This is a genomic window from Clostridiaceae bacterium HFYG-1003 (genome assembly GCA_024579835.1).
Taxonomy (GTDB): Bacteria; Bacillota; Clostridia; order Clostridiales; family Clostridiaceae; genus JG1575.
In genome coordinates, this window is the sequence record CP102060.1 from 2012395 (window position 1) to 2031827 (window position 19433).

Consider the following 19433-nt stretch of genomic DNA (forward strand, 5'->3'; position numbering starts at 1 on the left):
GCATGTCAACAGTAACCCTTTACATAAATTCAGGTGTTTTCACAGCGAACACAAAAAGTCGAACCCCTGCAATGCCTCACCCAGAGACAGTTACAGGGGTTCGAAGGAAAATTTTCCATTATTTTTTATTAAACTCTCAAAGTTTGCGAAAGATTTACTTAAAAGATGGCTTCCTTGATCCGGGCCAGGAAATCATCAATATGTTCCTTGGCTGCCTGTTCGGCAGCATCTTCATCCTGAGCCTCAATCGCCTCCACAATCATTTTGAAGGTACGTGTGAAAATCGACATCTCATCGAAATAATCGTTGCAGTAATGCCAGAGCCGTTCGGTATGGATATGCAGTCGTTCCAAGGTTTCGGTGAGCCATTTGTTGTCGCAGGCCTCAAAGATGATCTCATGGAAGCGTTCATCCGTATTGATGGCATCCTGGTAGCGGTCCGTAGTGGAGAAGGTTTCCAGTCTGCGGATCAGTTCCTTCAATTCCGCCAGCTGCTCCGGGGTGATTTTCTTCACGGCCAGACGGGTTGCGTAAGGGTCCAGCTGTTTTGTCACCTCAAACAAGCCCTTGACATTTCGAAAATCAATGGCTGCCACCTGAGCGCCGTACCGCGGTACAATCTGGATCAGGGAATCACGCTCCAGTTCCTGCAAGGCTGTCCGGATGGGCGACCGGCTGACTCCGAATTCCTCTGCCAGATCCACCTCATTGAGAATGCTGCCGGGCTTATAGGTAAATTCAATGATTCTGCGTTTCAGTTCATTATAAATTTTTGATTTTTCGTGATCCATCGATTGTTCCCTCTCATTGCCAGCCGGTTATCTCTTTAAGCTGGACTTAATTTCTCTACCAGTATAACTTGTTTTTTAAGCTGAAATCAAATCTAAACATTTATTTGTCTTCTCTTTTCAAAGAATTTTCCTCTGACAGAACATTCTGCAGCGGGCGGTAGGGGATCTGCGGACCACTGCGGCGCTGGTGTTCTGCCATTGCGGCATCCCGGACTTCCGTGACGATCTGGCGGAAGCGGCGGGCGGAAAAAACCAGCGCGCCGCTACCGGCAGCCATCATTTGCTCCGCCTGATCCGAAGTGACCACCCGGACCGGATGGCGGCGAGCCAGTTCTCCGGACCGCCGCTCGATCCAGCGATCGGCGGTTTCATTCTCCCGGGTAAAGACCACGGTGACTCCCTCGTCATCGATCTGGCTGCCGCTGCCGCCGGTGACCTTCCAGGCGTCAAACACTACTTCGATCCGTTCCGCCGTAAAACCCCCATGGTCCTTCAGTATTTCAATAAGCTTCTCCCGGGCAGCGTCAAAATTCACGTTCGCCAGTTCCGCCAGCTCGGGCCAGGCATGTATCACATTGTAGCCATCGATGAGCAGATAGTCCGGACCGGTTCGGGCTTCCTGCCGGGGGAGCCGCACCGTCTCTACTCTGTCAGCCTTCCTGGCCTTTTTCCACTGTTTTTTCTCGTTGGCGTTCGCATAAAAGGTCCGACTGAGGATCTGATCGATCTCCTCACTGCCGATGGGACCTGAATCCGATTGGCGCACGGTCGCCACCGGCGAGTCCTTTGCCGGCTCCAGAATCATCGGTTCCAGGTGAGCCATGGCTGCCACCTGATCCCAGGGCACCAGAGCCCCGGCACCGCCTGTGCAGAACACGCTTCCGCCCGGTGCCAGCGCATCCTGTTCCGGATCATAGGCTGCGGCCGCCACCACACTGGCTTCGTCATGACAGGGCTCATACCCGTGAATGTCATAGGACAGCCGGGCTTCTCCCCGCGTCAGGGCCGACAGTTCCCGGAAATAGCTCCGAAGGGTTGCCACCGGTCCCATGCCGGACAGCTCCATTCCTTCCTCTGCCGGCTGCGTCAGAAGATCTTTTGCGCCCAGGCGATCCAAATCCGTCAGAATCCGCCCGACAAAGGACTGCGCCGTCAGAATTCGGAAGCGATAAAAGGGTTCCAGCAGGCGGCAGGCGCCCAGGGCTCTTGCCTGAAGCAGTCCCTGGCGGAGCGCTCGACCGGTCGCTTCCCGAAAGTCCCCGCCTTGAGTATGTTTGTCATGATCGCGTCCGGCTACCAGAGTGATACTCAAATGAGACAGTGAGGCTCCGGTCAGGACACCGGGATGTTCCCGGCTTCTCAGCCAATAAAGCACCTGCTGCTGGCGGTTCACCGCCAGGCGTGAGACATCCAGCCTGGATTGCACCCGGATCCCCGGCGCGGCGGAGGGCTCCAGCAAAAGATGAACTTCCGCGTAGTGGCGCAGGGGCTCAAAATGCCCGATTCCAACAACGGGCTGTGTGATGGTTTCCCGGTAGATGATGGAACCTTCGTCCACCGAAACCTCCAGATCCCCCCGCTCCCGGATCAGCTCCAGCAGAACTTCCAGCAGTATTTCACCCATGATGTGAACCAGGGGATAACCCTCAGAATCCACCAGGACATCCAGGTCCGGCAGTTCCTCCCCCAGTTCCTTCACCAGGGCGGTCAAGCGCGCCCGATCCGCCTCGTTCACCGGGCGAAGCCGATAACTCAGCACCGGGAACACGATCGGTTCGATCTCTTCCTCCCCTTCGCCCAAGACCTGTCCCGCCCGCGTAGAACGTAGGCCGGCAAGCGCGACAATATCTCCCGCGACGGCTGTCTGGACGCTCTCGTATCCGGTTCCGGTATAGCGTCTCAGTTCATTGATCTTGTCCTCGCCGATCAGGCTCTTGTTGCGCAGCCGTCCGCCCGTCACCTTGACATGAGTCAGGCGCTGACCGGTTTCATCCCGACTGATTTTATACACCCGGGCCGAGAAGGTGTCCGGATAATCCCGGGACCGGGTCCAGTCAAACAGCCCCTCCAGGAACTGGGTTACCCCGGCTCCCTTCAGCGCCGACCCGGCGTAGCAAGGAAAGAGGGTCCGCCTGACAATGGCTTCCTGAATGGTGTCCGGCTCCAGATGCCCGGCTTTCAGATATTCCTCCAGCAATGGCTCCCAGGCCAGCGAAACTTCTTCTGACCGAGTCACATTTCCGGAAAACTCCTGGATATGATCCGACAGCTGAGTCCGCAGCTGATTCAGGATCCTGTCGGGATCCACGCCGGCCTGATCGGTTTTGTTGATAAAAAGAAATACCGGTACCCGGTAAGCTTCCAGCAATCCCCACAGCCGCCGGGTCTGAGCAGTTACTCCGTCCGCGCCATTCACCACCAGAATGCAGTAATCCAGGACCGCCAGGACACGCTCCGTCTCCGGACCAAAATCCTGATGCCCGGGTGTATCGAGCAGGATCAGGGAGGTGTCATGCCCCGCCAGCCGGGCGATTTTGGAAAAAATCGTGATCCCCCGCCGACGCTCCATGGTGCCCGTGTCCAAAAAGGAGTCCCTGTGATCCACCCGCCCTTTCTGCCGTAGTGCGCCCCCCTCGAAGAGCAGCGCTTCCGCCAGAGTTGTTTTCCCCGAATCCACCGGTGCCAGAATTCCAATGATTCGATGATTTGATCGGATCGCCATCCGCGCCCTCCCCCTTTCGTTACTGCTTCATTGCAGCCAATAGTTACAGTATATCACTCTTTACACCATCAAACCCCACATACGAGGCTTCGATGCAGTATCGGTCCCTCCGCTTCATCCTGTCCAGTCGAATCAAAGTCCGGTGAATTACCCTCCGCCGAAAAAGGGGAAGCCCCTAAAACAGGCATTTCGGAAAAAAACCGGCCTTCCGGCCGGTTTCAACTCAGTCTGTCTGATGGGATTCTCGATCACTCCGAAGCAGAACAGCCCTCGATGCAGAACAGCCATCTCTCTTAAGCAGGACCTCTGCCCTGAATTCAGTTCAGTTCAGTTCAGTTCACATCAATTCACTTCACTGAGGAAAGCAATTCTTCGCATCAATGATTCTTGACGTTCTGCCAGATGTCATCGTATTTTTTGACAAAGGCACCCGGATCCCGGAACACTTCCAGGTTGTCGAGAATGGACTTGTCCGGGTAGGCGACTTCACTGTCCTTCAGGTCTTCCGACAGCAGTTCAATGGCCGCGGAGCTGGGCAGGGAATACCATACGTATTCCGCATTCTGGGCCGCATTCTCCGGTTCCAGCATGAAATTGATGAACGCTTCGGCCTGTTCCGGGTTTCTGGAGGATTTGGGAATGACCATGGAGTCAAACCACAGGTTGGACCCTTCTTCCGGGACTGCATAGGCCAGGTTTTCGTTCTCCGAAAGAGCATCAACGGCATCCCCGGAATACATGACGGCCAGGGCGGCTTCGCCATTCTTCATGATGTCCTTGGTCTGGTCGACCAGATAGGCATATACCAGCGGATACTGTTCGATCAGCAGTTCCTCCGCCTGGGCCAGCTGAGCCTCATCGGTGGAATTCATGGAATAACCCAGGCGCTTCAGGGCAATGCCCAACGAATCCCGGCTGGAATCGAGCATGATGATTTCCCTGGCGTATTTTTCATCCCACAGGATATCCCAGGAGGTGACTTCTTCATCAACCAGCTCCGTGTTATAGACAATGCCCAGCGTTCCCCAGAAATAGGGCGCGGAATACTTCTGATCCGGATCATAGGAATGATTTAAAAATTCAGGGTCCACATACTTCATGTTGGGCACATGATCCCAGTCAATGGGGCGCAGCATGCCCTCCTTCATCATCTTTTCGATCATATAGTCAGAAGGCATCACCACATCATAATTGGATACGCCGTTCTTCAGTTTGACATACAGATCCTCGTTGGTATTGAACGTGGAATACACGACGTGAATGCCGGTTTCCTCCTCGAACTTGGCCAAAAGGTCCTTATCGATGTATTCACCCCAGTTGTAGACATTGAGGGTCGCTCCGTCCGTTTCATCCGGGGTGCAGCCCAGCAGAAGCGGCAAGAGCAGAAACGCCAGAAGCAGCAGGGCGACCAGCTGGGTCCATTTCATTTTTGGCTTCATGGCGTATCCTCCCGATCCGTCTTGAGATAAGTAATTACCAAAAGCCCCAGCATCATGACGAACATTAAGGTTGACAGCGCGTTGATGACCGGGTTGATGCCTCGCCGGGCCATGGAGAAGACCATCGTCGAGACGGTTTCCACCCCATTGCCGGTGGTAAAGAAGGAAATGACGAAATCGTCAATTGACAGAGTAAACGCGATGAGCGCGCCGGTAATGATCCCCGGGCGAATCTGAGGTATCACAACCCGCCACAGGGTCTGCCAGGGAGTCGCCCCCAGATCCATGGCCGCTTCCGGCAGAGCTGCCGGCATCTGCTTGAGCTTGGGCAGCACCGATAAAACCACATAGGGCACGGTAAAGGCAATGTGGGCCAGGGTCAGGGTCAAAAGGCCAAAGTCCAGGTTCAGGCTCCGGTAGAGCACCATAAGTCCCACAGCCATGACAATATCCGGGTTGATGATCGGCACCTGGTTAAGCGCCAGAATCCGTCGCCGGGTCTTAAACAGATATTGTGACAATCCAATGGCACCCAGGGTTCCGACGGTGGTGGAGACTGCCGTAGTCACAATGGCCACCGTAAAGGTGTTGCGCACGGCGGACAGAACCTCCTCATCCTGAAACAGAGCCTCATACCAGACCAGGGAGAAACCGTCCCAGCTTCCCCTGGTCTTTCCTTCATTAAAGGAAAAGACAATGAGAACAACGATGGGAGCGTACAGGAAGGCAAATACCGCAAACAGGTAGCATCGCTGCCAGAATTTAGCCATGGGACACCTCCTCGCCGACAAGGCGGCTCCGGTCAGTCAGCGGCTTGAGCGACGCCGAATCCTGCACATCTTCCTCTCTGGTAAAAATCAGGGAAATCACCAGGAACACCATAAGAATCACCGACAATGCCGAACCATAGTTCCAGTCGCCGGTGACCGTGAACTGCTGCTCGATGACGTTGCCGATCAGGTTGGTTTTATTGCCGCCCAGCAGAGCGGTAATCTCAAAGGTTGAAATGGCGGGAATAAAGACCATGGAAACCCCGGACAGAACACCTGGCAGCGACAGCGGGAAGATGACCCGGGTGAATGTCTGCAGTCGATTGCTTCCCAGGTCCTGAGCTGCCTCGATCAGACCCTGATCCATTTTTTCCAGGGCGGTGTAAATTGGCAGAATCATAAAAGGCAGGAAGTTATAAACCATGCCCAGGATAACCGCTCCTTCGGTATAGAGCAGATCCGCCGGTCCCATGCCAAGCCGGCCCAGCAGACTGTTGAGAATGCCGTTTTTCGAAAGAATCGTTACCCAGGCATAGGTTCGAAGCAGGAAGTTCATCCACATGGGGATCATGATGAGCATGATGGCTGTCGTCTGAAATCGGGTTCTCAGGGAGGACACGATATAGGCAAACGGATACCCGATGATCAGAGACAGGATCGTTGTCAAGGCCGCAATCCGCAGTGACCGGAAAATGGTTCCAACGGTCCGGCCCGACCAGATCCGGCTGAAGTTGGACAGCGTGAACGATCCGGTCTCAGTGGTCAGCGCGAAATAAAAGACCATGAACAGCGAGATGACCACAAAGACTCCAGCCCAGACCAGATACGGCGCCGCTGTTTTCTTATAGGCTTTCATCTCCTTCGACCTCCCCTTTGCGCATGATGTGGATATTGAAGGGAATAATCCGGATGCCGACTTCTTCTCCGACGTTCCGGTGCAGGGTGGAATGGGCCAGATAGATCTCCCGATTGGTCTGGATCCGCATCTCGTTATGGACCCCCATGAACAGACTGGAGAGAACGGTGCCGCGCAGCATGCCTTCGGCTGGATCCACCAGCTCCACATCCTCCGGCCGAATGACGACATCTACCGGTTCATTCTTGTCAAAGCCCTCGTCGACGCAGCGGAACCGATGTCCGGAAAACGTCACGTCACAATCAGCGTGCATGATGCCTTCCAGGATATTGGATTCCCCGATGAAGTCTGCCACATAGGCGTTGATCGGCTCATTATAGATGTCAATGGGGGTTCCGACCTGCTGAATGATCCCTTCATTCATGACCACGATGCGGTCGGACAAGGTCAGAGCTTCCTCCTGGTCGTGGGTTACGAAAATAAACGTAATGCCGACTTCTTTCTGGATGCGCTTCAGCTCGATCTGCATTTCCTTGCGCAGCTTCAGATCCAGAGCGCCCAGCGGTTCATCCAGCAGGAACACCGCCGGCTTCAGAATCAGCGCCCGAGCCATGGCCACGCGCTGCTTCTGGCCGCCGGATAGAGAGTCCACCTTGCGTTTTTCATACCCGCCCAGGTCGACCAGCTTCAGCATGTCCTGCACCTGACGGCGTACGTCCTCTTCTCTCGTCCCGCGAATGCGCAGACCAAAGGCCACATTTTCATAGACATTCAGATGAGGAAACAGGGAGTACTGCTGGAATAGCGTATTGACCGGCCGCAAATGAGGCGGCAGAAGCGTTATATCCTGTCCGTTGAACAGAACCTGTCCGCGATCAGGGGTTTCAAACCCGCCGATGATGCGCAGGGTTGTGGTTTTGCCGCAGCCGGACGGACCCAGCAGGGTGATGAATTCCCCTTCCTGGATCTCAAGATTCAGATGTTCAAGAACCGTCTGGTCCCCATAGGTTTTGCGAATGTCTTTCAATTCAATTTGAACTGCCATTTGTCACCTCATACCCTCATATTAAAAGTTTGGCGGGGACAGAACCCAGATCAGCTGGGCACCTTCTTTCCCCGTATTTTCAACAAAAAACGCGCGATCCGCCTCAAAGTAAAAACTGTCACGTTCCGTCAGATCAAACGTGGCATCGGACAAGTGCAGCGTGACTTCCCCGTTCAGAAGAAAGCCGAAGGCCTGTCCCTCGAAGGGCGGATAGATCTTGGACCGTCCCTGCGGCGCCAACTCAAGCAGAATGGGTTCCATATCCAGCTTTTGAGCGTTTGGCACCAGAAAATGCATCGTATGACCCAGGTCATCTTCATGCATCGCAATGGCATCTGCCAGGTGGTAAACCACCGGTTCCGAATCTGCCTCACTGAAGAATTCAGCCAGGTTCGTCCCCAGGGCCCGGACAATCAGTTCCAAGGTGTCCACCGACGGGCTGGTATTGTCGCGCTCCAGCTGAGAGATGAATCCCTTGGTCAGGTCTGACCGCTCCGCCAGTTCTTCCTGGGTCAAGCCCATCTTTCGACGGATATTTCGAATCTTTTCACCAATATCCATGGGTTCTCCTATACAAAAAGTTTAATATTTTAAACAAACTAATCTTATCGAAAACCGTCGCCTGTTTCAATGACTTCCACAAAAAATTCATCTTTGCACCTGGATTGCCGAAAGGAATCCGCCGGATCCTTCCAGGATCTGATTCCCCGCATTCCCACCTTCTTTTATCTGGTGAAAGGGCAGGACCGAACGGTTGGCGCAATAAAAAAGATGCTGCCCTGGTGGGAACAGCACCTGTTTGGTATCTATTATGTTGTCCGTGAAGTTGTCTGAGCCGGCCAGGTCACTGCACCTTAAGCGGCACCGGACACGGAAGGCAGGAGTATGAATTACGGTTCGTCGTACTGGAACACTTCCCAGTCCGGGTTATCCCGCATGCTGGTGTGGAGCGGCGTAGTCGTAACCCGGCCGGAGGCATCCTTCACGCGAATGAAATTAAAGGGGATGGTTTCGGGATCTGTATAAAGGATCCGAATCACCTCAAAGTCCGAGGTGGTCTCCCAGTCACGGATCACGTCTCCGGGAATGACAACCCGTTCATCTTCCACCATCTGAGATTTGGAGATCTCAACCCGGCTGCCGGTGCTTTTCAGAACCAGAAATATTTGGGTATTGGTGTTGTACTCAACGATGTTCCACTTGGTAATGGCCTTGATTTCCGGAAACTGCTCCGGATGGTAGATGATGATCATCCCATTATTTGACTTGTTTAATTCCGCCTGCAGTTCCAGTGGAAGATTGCTTTTGACTTCACCGGTCAAAGGATCCGGGGTTGTCTCAGCTGGCTTGGTTTCGACTGGTGAGGTTTCGGAAGGAGTCGGCTGGGATACCAGCGACTGAGGCGAGGTAAGCGGATCAGCCGTGGTGGTGATCGCTGATGTCAGAACGGTAGTAGTCTGAACGGCAGTGGCCGGCAGATCAATCGCGTTTGTAACAGGAACGGTTTTCTGATGCATATCCAGAGGAGCGGTTGTTCCTTCCCTGGCGTCCGGTCCTTCTTCAGCAACCGTCTGGGCGGTGGAGACCGGGGGATTCCCTGATTTTAAAATAGGACGGAGCGCCCCGTCACAGCCTGTCACTGATAAGGTCAACAGGCAGGACAATATGATAGCTGTATATTTTTTCATGTTGAATGACTCCTCTCGTGATAAGGCTATTATGTCATAAGTCAACTCGGGATAAATGACAGGACAGTTACTGGCCCAAGGTTAATTATCCAATAAAACCATTGGAAAATCAAAGAATATTCATCACATTTCCCTTAAATCACGGTAAATTTCACTCCCCGCAGGTTTCCCCCTGCGAATGAGCCAGTTCTCGATTGAATTTTTATTCGTCGCCTTTGGAATATCTGTACGCTTAAACGCTGTTGTCAGCATCCCCAAAAGTCAGATTTTCACATGGAATTGTCAAAAATCAGCCTGGCCGTTACAATCAGAAGTGGTATTCAATCGAAAAGGAGATTTCTATGATTCCAACAAAAAAACTGACATTTGCCGGTCTTTTTCTGGCCTTCGGCATTCTGCTGCCCCAGATTTTTCATCTCCTGGGCGGAACCGGCCCGGTATTTCTGCCCATGCACCTTCCGGTTCTGATCTCCGGATTTCTTCTGGGCTGGCCCTATTCCACTCTGATCGGTCTGATCACGCCCGTTCTAAGTTCGTTGCTCACCGCCATGCCGCAGCCACCGATTCTGTATTTCATGATGGTCGAGCTTGGTGCATATGGCTTGTTTGCCGGATATTTCTTCCGAGCCAAAAAATGGCGTATATTCCCCTCTTTGGCAGGCGCTATGATTCTGGGCAGAATCGTTCTGGCTGTTACGGTATACCTGTTGCAGCCGCTCATGGGTCTCAAGCTGTCGCCCCAGGCCTACCTGACCGCAGCCCTCTTGAATGGTCTTCCGGGCATTGCCCTCCAGCTGGTGTTCGTACCGGTTCTGATTCGCCTGATCCGGCGGGCCCTTCGCTGGGAGCTTCAAACCAGCTGATTGGCGACTCTCAGTGGATTTTCTTACTCTCAGTGCAATTTCTGACTCTCCATCCAATTTCTGACTCTCCATACTTTGGACAGTCAGGCAGCATCATCGCTGCGAATCGGTTCCTGACAGAATTTGAAAACGGCAGAATCCCGGGAAACACCCCGGGATTCTGCCGTTTGGCCTGTTCAGGAGTGAGGGACTGGCATTTCGTCCTTCTTCAGGGGTTCATCCGCTGCATTTTGTGCCACGTTGAACAGCGAATAGAAGTACTGCCGGCTGGCCATGAGATCGGCAAAGGATCCGACCTCCTCGAGGCGGCCCTGCCGCAGCACCAGAATGGAATCATACCGGCTGAGCAGCTGTTCATCCAGCTCGTGAGTCACCACGATGCGAGTGAGATCCTGGAGATCCAGGATGGAATTGCTGATCCCGAAGGATGTCACCGGATCCAGCGCAGCGGTTGCCTCATCGACCAGGAGAACCGGTGTTTCCCGCAGCAGACAGCGGGCAATGGACACACGCTGGCGTTCTCCGCCGGATAAGCCGCTGCCGTTTTCCCCGCAGGGGTATTCCCAGGTTTTTTCCTGAATCAGGTCGGCCAGACCGGACATTCTGACCGCCGCATTGATCTTTTCTTCCGGAAACTCGTGATACATCGTAATATTGTTCCGAATCGAGTCATTAAAGATAAAAACATTCTGCTGAATAATCGAAACAATCCCGTAAAGTGATTCCGTCTCGATGCTCCGCAGTTCCTTTTGATCAAACCGGATCTCACCCTCATAGGTGCCGCTGGATCCCATCAGGAGATTCAGCAGAGTGGACTTGCCGCTGCCGGAGGCCCCGACAATGGCATAGCTTTTCCCGGATTCAAACCGGCAGGAAACGTCGTGCAAGATGCGATGATCCGCCTCATAGCCAAAACTGATCCGATCCAGCTCAATGGCCTGATCCAGCCGGGGTGCCACGGGGTCACCGCCATCGCGGAAATTGGTGGAAATTGCCCGGGCCAGCTTGTCAATCAGCGCATTGGCGGCCTTTCGATTTGCCAGAATCTGAGGAACCTGGGCGATGGGGGTTATGACGAAATTCATCAGCTGGACGAAGACAATGACCACGCCGGCAGTTACTCCGCGTCCGGTCAGTGCCAGATAAGCTCCTGCCAGAAAGACGCCGATCTGAGCCACAATCCCTGCTACCGAGCCAATCAGCTGAATCAGGATCTCCACCTGTTTGCGGGTTCGTTTGGCCTCCTCCACTTTCTCATTGATGGCAGCAAAGTTGCTTTGAATTTCCTTCTCGACGCGAAAACTCTTAATCACGGAAAATCCGCCCAGGATATCCTTCACCAACCCGACAAAACTGGCGTTGCGCTCTGATACGGCAAGTTCAGCCTGAGCCATCCGATTGCCTGTGGCAAGGGAAGCCAGGACCGGAAAAACGGCGAGCAGAAACGCGATCAATGTCAGCAGCGGATGATACAGGATCATCATCGCAAACGCACCAATAAACATGATGATCTGCATCACCAGGCTGAAAATCTTGCCCAGATAGTTGGTTTCGATGGATGCAATGTCATTGGAAAATGCTGACAGATAAGTCGAACTGTTTTCCGATTGAAAGGAATGCAGATTCTTTTTGGTTATTTCCGTGAAGGCGTGATCCTTGTACTGCTGCATCGCCTGCTTGAGGAATTTTGGAAATACCTGCCGCTCGATCAATAAGGAAGCAACGAGCACCCCCAGCGTGATCGCAACCATAACGGTTACCTGCATCAGATTCCATCGGGTCTCGGTTCCTGAAACAATGTCAATAATGACCTGCATGAGATAGGATACAAAAAGATTGACCAGCGACAGGATGACCGTCGTGGCAAGAGACATGAAAAATGCGGCTCGATTGCCCCGGTAGAACTGAGCTTTCAGCTCCCGGGCAAAGGAAACATGGGATTCTGATGAATCGATCTGCAATCGGATCCCCTCCGTAATAGTAAACTTTTCCATAACCATTATATTCCCCCGGACTTTCCGAAAACAGATACACGATTCGAAACTGTCACTTCTCATCGTCAAAACACAAACACCACTCAGGAACCGCCTTTTCGACATAACCTTACTTTTGGCTGGATTGCCCGAAGATCCCGAAGCTCCCGAAGCACCCGAAGTTCCCGAAGTACCCGAAGTACCCGAAGCACCTGAAGCACCTGAAGCACCTGAGATGCCTGTGTTCCCGCAAGAAATCCGTCAATCAGAAAAGACTCCTGCCACTGCGGCGGGAGCCTGGTTGATGGGGTCAATGTCCGACTAATCTTCCGGCTTACGCCAGTAAGTCTTAATATCTTTCTTATCTTCGAGATTGAATGCGATGATTTCCCGGAGCAGATCATAGTTCACCGGCAGATTCCAAGGCAGGCGGAATGTCATTTTGCCATACTCATAACCAGCCGCCTCCAGCTGTCGGGCGAAGCGTTCAATCCCCGCCTGTTCGGGGCTGAAGCTCATATGCGACTTGAACAGACTCAGGGACAGAATAAAGGTGCCGTGATGCGTGAAGGCCGGATTGCTCCAGGCAATTCGCTCGCCCAGCTCCGGAAAGGTCCGGCGGATCCAATCAATCATTTCGGCTGTTCTTTTCTTGTGTTCCTCGTTCTCTATGGTATCCAGAAAGTCTTCCAGACGTTCCATTCATCCTCACCCCTTGATGCTGTTTGTCGTATTCTACCATACCGGGACAGTTCAGGGGGTCCTGATACAAAATGTTAAAAGAGACCCCGTGTCAGACCAGCTCCGGCCGTCACGCTGCGCAGTCAGAGAAAATCCTGCCTTGCTTCTTTTGATATAATGAACTGGAAAAGACATTTCATAATACGAATTCCACAAGAAAGGATTAAGATATGTGTACCACCATCCAGATCGATTATGAAGGCGGAACAGTTCTTGGTCGGAACATGGACTGGGACATGGAAGTTGACTATCATATTCTCTATCTGCCGGCCGACTATGAATATGGCCGTGATCTCTACGGGAATCCTCTGAAGAGCAGATACCGCATGCTGGGCATGTGCTTTCGAAAAATGAACCCGCTCAAAGACGGCGTCAACGAACACGGCCTGATGGGCTGCACCAACATGTTTCTTCAGATGAACCTCTACAGCGCCAAGGTCAGTCCGGGAAAAATCAATCTGTCCGCCCTGGACTTTTTCAACTATGCCCTGGCCAATTACCGGACATGCCGGGAACTGGCTGCGGACCTCCCGAACCTCCACATTTCCAAACGGGATCATCAGGGCAATAAGGTCATTTCACCTGATTTTCATTATTACTTTTCGGACGCCAGCGGAGACACCCTTTTAATTGAACCGCAGAACCAGGAACTGAAAGCCCTGCCCAATCCCTATCGGGTTATGACCAATTCCCCCTCACTGGATCACCATGCCCGAGCCCTGGAAAAAACCTTTCAGAAAAACGGGCGGGAGTTCCACCCGGCCAAGGATCTGCCGGGCGGTTATGATCCCGTATCCCGGTTCATCAAAGCCTATTACCTCAATCAGCACATCGCCGATGCCAAAACCTGCACGCAGGCTTTGGAAAATGCTTACTCCATCCTGGAAGCCCTCAAGATTCCGGAAGCATTTACCAAAACCCGCTACGACTATACCTTTACCCGCTACATCAGTGCCTATGACGCGACCAGCCGGCTGCTGACCGTGCGCAGTCACATGAATCCCCGGGTCTACGCCCTGCGCCTGGATGACCTGGCTCACCTCAAGGACAGGACTTTCATTCCCGTCCCCCGTCAGCTGACGCTGGACTGCCTGTTCCCCCAAGACTCTGTCACACCCTCCGACCTGACATCGCAATAACCAGGCTTCTCTCTCTAAGCCATTTCCTCCATTCCTCCCATCAAGCATTACGAATGCCCTGTCTCTGGTCACCGATGCATGCCAGACAGCAGAGACGCCGGATGAGGAAACGGATCTGGTTATAATGATCCCTGATCAGTTCCCAAGGATCAGTCTTGATTCATATCCGAACTTTCACTCGCTGTTTCACCTGAATCAAAAGACACCAGTTCCGGCAGGATGTTCTGCCCCGAACTGGTGTCTTTTGAGCTGTTCCATCAGTATTTTTTTATTCTACGGGTTCGAACCCTCTCGCGCTTTGGCGTTTGGCCGATCTCACGAGAGCGTATACTCGGTGTCTTCGGATCAATCCTTCATCGGAACTGCTACCGGCAAAAGAGCCTGCCGGATTCGTTCAAGTCCCTCGGCCAGGACAGACCGGGGACAGGCCAGATTCAGGCGGACATGACCTTCACCGTTGCCTACGAACATGCTGCCGTCTTCCAGGATGACTCCGGCCTCTTTGGCAAAGAAGAGCTGAGGCGATTCAATATCAGGTGACAGATAGGCTGAAAAGTCCACCCAGGCCAGGTACGTAGCCTGCGGGATCCGATACCGGGTCTCCGGCAGGTGCCGATCCAGAAAACCCTTCAGAAATTCAAAATTGTCATCCAGGTATGCTTTCAGCTGTTCCAGCCATTCCTGCCCATGCTGCCAGGCTGACTGTGCCGCCGTCAGACTGAGGGGGTTTTCTCCCAGAATGCTTCGTTTCTGCCAGGCCTCTCTCAATTGTGGATCCGGAATAACCAGATTGGAGATCATAAAGCCTGCCAGATTGAAGGTTTTTGACGGAGCCATGCAAGTGACCAGGCGAGTATACTCGCCCATCACGTTGGCCAGAGGAATGTGACGCAGTCCGGTGCGCAGCAGGTCACAGTGGATCTCATCTGAAATGACCCACATGTTTTCTTCTCGCATCAGCCGGGCAAACTCCTTCAGCTCCTCCTCCTGCCAGACCCGTCCCGTGGGATTATGCGGGTTGCAGAAGATGCACAGGCTAGTCCTGGGATCCCTGGCTTTGGCTCTCAGATCCTCCCAGTCCATGAAAAACTCTCCCTCCACATTTTGGAGCGGCGAACAGATGACCTCCCGGTTGTGATGCTGGGATGCCTTCTGGAAGGGAGCATAGGATGGGGTCAGAATCAGAACCTTCTCCCCCGGGAGGGTCATGAGATCCACCAGATCAAATAACGCCGGCACAATGCCCGGCGAGGTCACGATCTGTTCTCTGGGCACGGTCCAGTGATACTTCTCCTGGCACCAGTTCAGGAATGCATCCAGATAGCCCGGGTCAAACAATCCGGTATAGCCAAAAATCCTTTGGTCAATCCGGGCATGCAATGCATCGATGACCGCCTGAGGGACAGCGAAGTCCATATCCGCTACCCACATCCGGATGATCTCATCCGGTTCATAGGGCAGTGTTTCGCCCGCCGGAATCAGCCAGCCCTCATACCCTTCATAATTGATGGAGTTGGTCCCTTCTCTTGGAATGATTTCGTCAAAGTTAACCTGATTCATCGTACCTCCTGTTGGATATTCCCGAACAAACAGCAGTTCATCCAGTTCAGTCAACCGCTGACCAAGCTGAACAAGTGACGGCAAAGAGCTTAGTCTGATCCTGATGTGCGCAGCAGACGGATCATGACAAGCTCCGGTGGATTGAACAGCCGAACCGGAATGACACTGTTGCCAAGCCCCCGGCTGATGACGAGTGAAGTATGGCCGAGGCGGTGCAGCCCGGCGGTATATTTGGGAAAATAGCCCTGCCCCGGGGCATAGAGTCCGCCCAGGAGGGGCAGCCGGAACTGACCGCCATGGGCGTGTCCCGACAGCACCAGGTCGATGCCGGCGGCGGCATAATACTCTGTGAATTCCGGACGGTGAGCCAGCAGAATCTGAAAGTCCTCCGGATGGACCAGCGCCTGAAGCTGACGATCGATCGGATCAGACGCCTCATCAGTAAAGTCCCGTCCCTGGGTCAGCTCCGGATCCGGAAGTCCCAGCAGAGTCAATGAACTGCCGGAACGAGTTATTCGGTTTGATTCATTATCCAGGATCCCGACCCCCAGCGCTTGAAGCTCCCGTTTCAGTTCCTCGTACTGCCCGCTCCAGACTTCATGATTGCCGCTGACAAAATAGACCGGGGCGATGGTCTGCGCCTGCCGGACAAACTCCAGGACAAGTGGCAGATTCGGGTGCTTTGAATCAATCAGATCTCCGGTGATCAGAATCAGGTTGGGCTGTTCCCGCGTCAACCGTTCAATCAGCCTCCCCTTCCAGTCCCGGCTGTGCAGGTCGGACACCTGGGCCAGCCGAAACCCCTGGAAAGTCTGTGGCAATCGGCTGCTGCTCACATCGACGGCCCGGACGGTGATTCGGCTGTTGTCCCACCACAGCCAGCCAAGCACAAGCACCAAAACGATCACCCCAATCTTTCGCCGACCCCTGGGGCTGGTGTTGTCAGCAGCTTGTCCATGAAGTCCGGACTGATGCGTTCCGGACTGATGCGTTCCGGTTTCCACCCTCATCAGGGCAATCCGGCGTACAGCACATTTCCCGCGATGCCCAGCAGGGCACCGACAATAATCAGCTGAATCATATCGAATCGCTTGGTCAGACGCAGACCGAAGCCAATGACGAAGGCCGCGGCCGCCACCGGATGCAGGGCTGACCATTGGACCACGCCATTTTGGAACAGCGAGTTGCGAAACATGCTGAGGGCCGCGATGGCGATCAGTCCGACGATGCCCGGTTTGAGCCCCTTGAGCGTCCGGTCCAGGAAAGCAATCTTCCGGTCACGGAAGATGAAGTAGGCCAGAATCATCATTAGAGTAAACTGCGGCAGGACATTTCCCAGAGTAGCCACGATGGCACCGGGGATACCGGCAACTTTGGTTCCGACGAAGGTGGCCGAATTGATGGCGATGGGGCCGGGCGTCATCTGAGAGATGGAAACTAGGTCCGTCATCTCTTTCATCGAGAGCCAGCCTCTCTCCTCCACCACAAATCGCTGAATCAGGGGCAGAACAGCATAGCCGCCGCCAAAGGCAAAGGCACCGATCTGGACAAACACCAGAAATAATTCAAGCAGCAGCATTTATCTCACCTGCCCTTCGTCCAGAATACTGAAGGTTGCCAGTCCGATCAGGGCCAGGGCCAGAATGATCAGAACAGTATGAATGTGGAATGCAAAGCTGGCCAGGAAAGCCGATACCATGAGAATCAAGGCAAACAGCCGGTGCTTTCGCATCGCCGCCTTGCCCATGTCATAGACCGTGAGAACCAGCACGGCGCTGATGACGCCGCCCATGCCCAGCAGAGCCGACTTTACCCAGAAATTTTTCGAGAAGGCTTCGTAAAAATAAAAGATGATGGTGATCAGGATCAGGCAGGGCAGCACCGAGGCAAGCAACGCCGTGACCGCTCCCTTCCAGCCCCGGAGCCGGTAGCCGGTCAGAAGAGAAGTGCTGATGGCCATGGCGCCGGGTCCGGATTGAGCCAGAGCGACCAGACTGAGCATCTCTTCCTCGTCGATGAGGCCTTTCTTCTTGACGAATTCATCGCGAATCACGGGAACGATGGTATAGCCGCCGCCAAAGGTCACTGCGTTGATCTTAAAGAAGGTCAGAAATATTTCGTGCAAGGATATACTTTGTTTCATCATGCCCCCTAATAGACAGCCAGGTTGCTGTCGGTTCTGGATTCGGTTCCGGCTGCGTAAACGCCGTTGTCCAGCTTCAGAATCACCTGGCCTCGTCCGAAATGGGTCCGGTCCGGTTCAATTTTGATCTCGTGGCCCCGAGCTTCCAGTTCCCGGATAATCTTGGGATCAAAGCCTTCTTCCACCAGGAAGGTTTTTTCCCGAATCCACTGCCAACGGGGCGCGTCCAGCGCCATCTGAGGATTGAGGTGGAAATCGGCCAGATTGGATACCACCTGGAAGTGACCCTGCGGCTGCATATAGGCACCCATCACGCCAAACACTCCGCAGCAGGCGCCGTCCCGGAGCAGCATGCCCGGAATGATGGTGTGATAGGTCTTTTTGCCGGGAGCCAGGCAGTTGATATGGGTCTCATCCAGTTTAAAGTCCGCGCCGCGGTTATGAAGCGCGATTCCGGTATCCTTGACCACAATGCCGCTGCCAAAGCCCATGTAGTTGGACTGAATCATCGATACCATGTTCCCGTCCTTGTCGGCGCAGGCCAGATAGACGGTTCCACCGGCAAACGGATCGTCCGGGCTGTGAAGTTCGGCCTGATCCGAGATCTGATCAAATCGCTTCCGGCCGTAAGACTCGGCCAGCAGCGCCGCCGGATCAACGGCCATGTGGGCGGGATCGGTGACATGGTGCATGCCGTCCGCAAAAGCCATCTTCATGGCTTCAAACATGGTGTGGTAATAATCGGAGCTTCGCTCAGTCACTTCCCGATGTTTAAAGATATTCAGCGCCATCAGGGCCACGATGCCCTGGCCGCTGGGCGGCAGCTCGACCACTTCCAGGCCGCGGTAGCTGGTCTTCAATGGGGTTACCCACTGGCTTTGGAAGGCCGCCAGATCGCTTTTTCTCAGATATCCGCCATGGGCAATGGCATCCTGTTCGATGCGGTCAGCCAGTTCTCCCTGATAGAACGCCTCCCCCATGGTGTTTCCGATCAGTTCCAGGGTTCTGGCGTGATGCGGCAGGCGCATGATTTCAAACGGTTGCGGTGCCCGGCCATTGATCGTAAAGGTGGCAAACCATTCCTCAAACTCCGGCTTGCCTTGCCAGGTTTCGCTGTATTTATCCACTGCCCTGGACCAGAGCTTGCTGGTGAGAGCGGCCACGGGGAACCCGTTGCGGGCATACTCAATGGCCGGCTGCAGGCATTCGGCCAGAGACAGCCTGCCAAAACGCCGGGACAGGCTGACCCAGCCCTGAGGCGCGCCCGGAACATTCACCGGAATCCAGCCCTGAGAGGGCATGGCACTGTGATGTTTCCGAACTTCATCCAATGAAATGGCCTGCGGAGAAGGTCCGTTGGAATTCATTCCATAGAGCTCGCCCTTCATCCAGACCAGGGCAAAATTGTCGCCGCCGATGCCGTTGGCGGTTGGTTCGACTACCGTCAGACAGGCTGCGGTTGCTATGGCTGCGTCCACGGCATTACCGCCCCGTTTCAGGGTATCCAGACCGGCCTGGGACGCCAGAGCGTTGCCAGTGGCTACTACCCCGTTGGCTGCGCCGATTGTCAGGCGCTCTGAGGGAAATGGCTGATGATTGGGATCAAAAAACATAGGTTCCTCCAAACAGAACCAGACCGGATCTCGGTCTGATCGCTCATGTGATCAAAAAAGTTCAGTTTGCCGATAACAGACCACCGTTCA

18 protein-coding genes are annotated in these 19433 nt (G+C 53.9%); 3 read left to right on the top strand and 15 right to left on the bottom strand.

Annotated features, from left to right (window positions below):
* Positions 1–158: 158 nt before the first annotated feature.
* From NQU17_09095 to NQU17_09125, 7 genes are all read right to left on the bottom strand, one after another.
* Positions 159–791: a GntR family transcriptional regulator gene (locus tag NQU17_09095; GenBank protein UUM10820.1), complete on the bottom strand. Its 633-nt coding sequence runs from the start codon at positions 789–791 to the stop codon at positions 159–161.
* Positions 792–891: 100 nt separating this feature from the next.
* Positions 892–3513 carry an NYN domain-containing protein gene (locus NQU17_09100; GenBank protein UUM10821.1) on the bottom strand — a complete coding sequence of 874 codons (2622 nt, stop codon included), beginning with the start codon at positions 3511–3513 and terminating at the stop codon, positions 892–894.
* 377 nt (positions 3514–3890) lie between these two features.
* Positions 3891–4952, bottom strand: a complete 1062-nt coding sequence (locus NQU17_09105) for an ABC transporter substrate-binding protein (protein UUM10822.1) — start codon at positions 4950–4952, stop codon at positions 3891–3893.
* A complete protein-coding gene (locus NQU17_09110) occupies positions 4949–5722 on the bottom strand; it encodes an ABC transporter permease (GenBank protein UUM10823.1) in 774 nt (257 codons plus the stop codon). The genes NQU17_09105 and NQU17_09110 overlap by 4 nt, the downstream gene beginning before the upstream one ends.
* Positions 5715–6578 carry an ABC transporter permease gene (locus tag NQU17_09115; GenBank protein ID UUM10824.1) on the bottom strand — a complete coding sequence of 288 codons (864 nt, stop codon included), beginning with the start codon at positions 6576–6578 and terminating at the stop codon, positions 5715–5717. The genes NQU17_09110 and NQU17_09115 overlap by 8 nt, the downstream gene beginning before the upstream one ends.
* Positions 6565–7623, bottom strand: a complete 1059-nt coding sequence (locus NQU17_09120; protein ID UUM10825.1) for an ABC transporter ATP-binding protein — start codon at positions 7621–7623, stop codon at positions 6565–6567. The genes NQU17_09115 and NQU17_09120 overlap by 14 nt, the downstream gene beginning before the upstream one ends.
* Positions 7624–7644: 21 nt before the next feature.
* Positions 7645–8184 carry an XRE family transcriptional regulator gene (locus tag NQU17_09125; protein UUM10826.1) on the bottom strand — a complete coding sequence of 180 codons (540 nt, stop codon included), beginning with the start codon at positions 8182–8184 and terminating at the stop codon, positions 7645–7647.
* Positions 8185–8277: 93 nt separating this feature from the next.
* Between NQU17_09125 and NQU17_09130 the strand changes: the two genes are divergently transcribed.
* Positions 8278–8457, top strand: coding sequence for a hypothetical protein (locus tag NQU17_09130; protein ID UUM10827.1), 180 nt, complete (start codon positions 8278–8280; stop codon positions 8455–8457).
* Positions 8458–8513: 56 nt separating this feature from the next.
* Here NQU17_09130 and NQU17_09135 read toward each other — a convergent pair whose 3' ends face one another.
* Entirely contained in the window at positions 8514–9311 is a 798-nt protein-coding gene (locus tag NQU17_09135) for a hypothetical protein (GenBank protein ID UUM10828.1), read from the bottom strand.
* A gap of 341 nt (positions 9312–9652) precedes the next feature.
* Between NQU17_09135 and NQU17_09140 the strand changes: the two genes are divergently transcribed.
* Complete coding sequence (locus NQU17_09140; protein UUM10829.1) at positions 9653–10174, top strand: ECF transporter S component; 522 nt, start codon at positions 9653–9655, stop codon at positions 10172–10174.
* Positions 10175–10350: 176 nt separating this feature from the next.
* Here NQU17_09140 and NQU17_09145 read toward each other — a convergent pair whose 3' ends face one another.
* Positions 10351–12135 (bottom strand): ABC transporter ATP-binding protein/permease, encoded by a 1785-nt coding sequence (locus NQU17_09145; GenBank protein ID UUM10830.1) that lies wholly within the window; start codon positions 12133–12135, stop codon positions 10351–10353.
* A 333-nt stretch (positions 12136–12468) separates the two neighbouring features.
* The gene (locus NQU17_09150; GenBank protein UUM10831.1) at positions 12469–12849 is read right to left on the bottom strand and encodes an iron chaperone; all 381 of its coding nucleotides are present in this window, start codon (positions 12847–12849) and stop codon (positions 12469–12471) included.
* 209 nt (positions 12850–13058) lie between these two features.
* Here NQU17_09150 and NQU17_09155 point away from each other — a divergent pair, with 209 nt between their 5' ends.
* A complete protein-coding gene (locus NQU17_09155) occupies positions 13059–14027 on the top strand; it encodes a linear amide C-N hydrolase (protein UUM10832.1) in 969 nt (322 codons plus the stop codon).
* A 345-nt stretch (positions 14028–14372) separates the two neighbouring features.
* On the opposite strand, the gene NQU17_09160 is transcribed toward NQU17_09155, so the two are convergent.
* From NQU17_09160 to NQU17_09180, 5 genes are all read right to left on the bottom strand, one after another.
* The gene (locus tag NQU17_09160) at positions 14373–15587 is read right to left on the bottom strand and encodes a pyridoxal phosphate-dependent aminotransferase (protein UUM10833.1); all 1215 of its coding nucleotides are present in this window, start codon (positions 15585–15587) and stop codon (positions 14373–14375) included.
* 89 nt (positions 15588–15676) lie between these two features.
* A complete protein-coding gene (locus NQU17_09165; protein UUM10834.1) occupies positions 15677–16597 on the bottom strand; it encodes a metallophosphoesterase in 921 nt (306 codons plus the stop codon).
* Positions 16597–17166 (bottom strand): chromate transporter, encoded by a 570-nt coding sequence (locus tag NQU17_09170; protein ID UUM10835.1) that lies wholly within the window; start codon positions 17164–17166, stop codon positions 16597–16599. Before NQU17_09170 ends, NQU17_09165 begins: the two co-directional genes overlap by 1 nt.
* On the bottom strand, positions 17167–17730 hold the full coding sequence (locus NQU17_09175; GenBank protein UUM10836.1) for a chromate transporter: 564 nt from the start codon (positions 17728–17730) through the stop codon (positions 17167–17169). It lies immediately after the preceding gene.
* Positions 17731–17738: 8 nt separating this feature from the next.
* A complete protein-coding gene (locus tag NQU17_09180) occupies positions 17739–19343 on the bottom strand; it encodes a gamma-glutamyltransferase family protein (protein ID UUM10837.1) in 1605 nt (534 codons plus the stop codon).
* Positions 19344–19433 lie beyond the last annotated feature (90 nt).

Coding starts and splice junctions, on each gene's coding strand:
- NQU17_09180 (UUM10837.1), bottom strand. CDS start 19,343: ATGTTTTTTGATCCCAATCATCAGCCATTTCCCTCAGAGCGCCTGACA.
- NQU17_09140 (UUM10829.1), top strand. CDS start 9,653: ATGATTCCAACAAAAAAACTGACATTTGCCGGTCTTTTTCTGGCCTTC.
- NQU17_09175 (UUM10836.1), bottom strand. CDS start 17,730: ATGAAACAAAGTATATCCTTGCACGAAATATTTCTGACCTTCTTTAAG.
- NQU17_09125 (UUM10826.1), bottom strand. CDS start 8,184: ATGGATATTGGTGAAAAGATTCGAAATATCCGTCGAAAGATGGGCTTG.
- NQU17_09095 (UUM10820.1), bottom strand. CDS start 791: ATGGATCACGAAAAATCAAAAATTTATAATGAACTGAAACGCAGAATC.
- NQU17_09165 (UUM10834.1), bottom strand. CDS start 16,597: ATGAGGGTGGAAACCGGAACGCATCAGTCCGGAACGCATCAGTCCGGA.
- NQU17_09150 (UUM10831.1), bottom strand. CDS start 12,849: ATGGAACGTCTGGAAGACTTTCTGGATACCATAGAGAACGAGGAACAC.
- NQU17_09115 (UUM10824.1), bottom strand. CDS start 6,578: ATGAAAGCCTATAAGAAAACAGCGGCGCCGTATCTGGTCTGGGCTGGA.
- NQU17_09120 (UUM10825.1), bottom strand. CDS start 7,623: ATGGCAGTTCAAATTGAATTGAAAGACATTCGCAAAACCTATGGGGAC.
- NQU17_09170 (UUM10835.1), bottom strand. CDS start 17,166: ATGCTGCTGCTTGAATTATTTCTGGTGTTTGTCCAGATCGGTGCCTTT.
- NQU17_09160 (UUM10833.1), bottom strand. CDS start 15,587: ATGAATCAGGTTAACTTTGACGAAATCATTCCAAGAGAAGGGACCAAC.
- NQU17_09105 (UUM10822.1), bottom strand. CDS start 4,952: ATGAAGCCAAAAATGAAATGGACCCAGCTGGTCGCCCTGCTGCTTCTG.
- NQU17_09110 (UUM10823.1), bottom strand. CDS start 5,722: ATGGCTAAATTCTGGCAGCGATGCTACCTGTTTGCGGTATTTGCCTTC.
- NQU17_09100 (UUM10821.1), bottom strand. CDS start 3,513: ATGGCGATCCGATCAAATCATCGAATCATTGGAATTCTGGCACCGGTG.
- NQU17_09135 (UUM10828.1), bottom strand. CDS start 9,311: ATGAAAAAATATACAGCTATCATATTGTCCTGCCTGTTGACCTTATCA.
- NQU17_09155 (UUM10832.1), top strand. CDS start 13,059: ATGTGTACCACCATCCAGATCGATTATGAAGGCGGAACAGTTCTTGGT.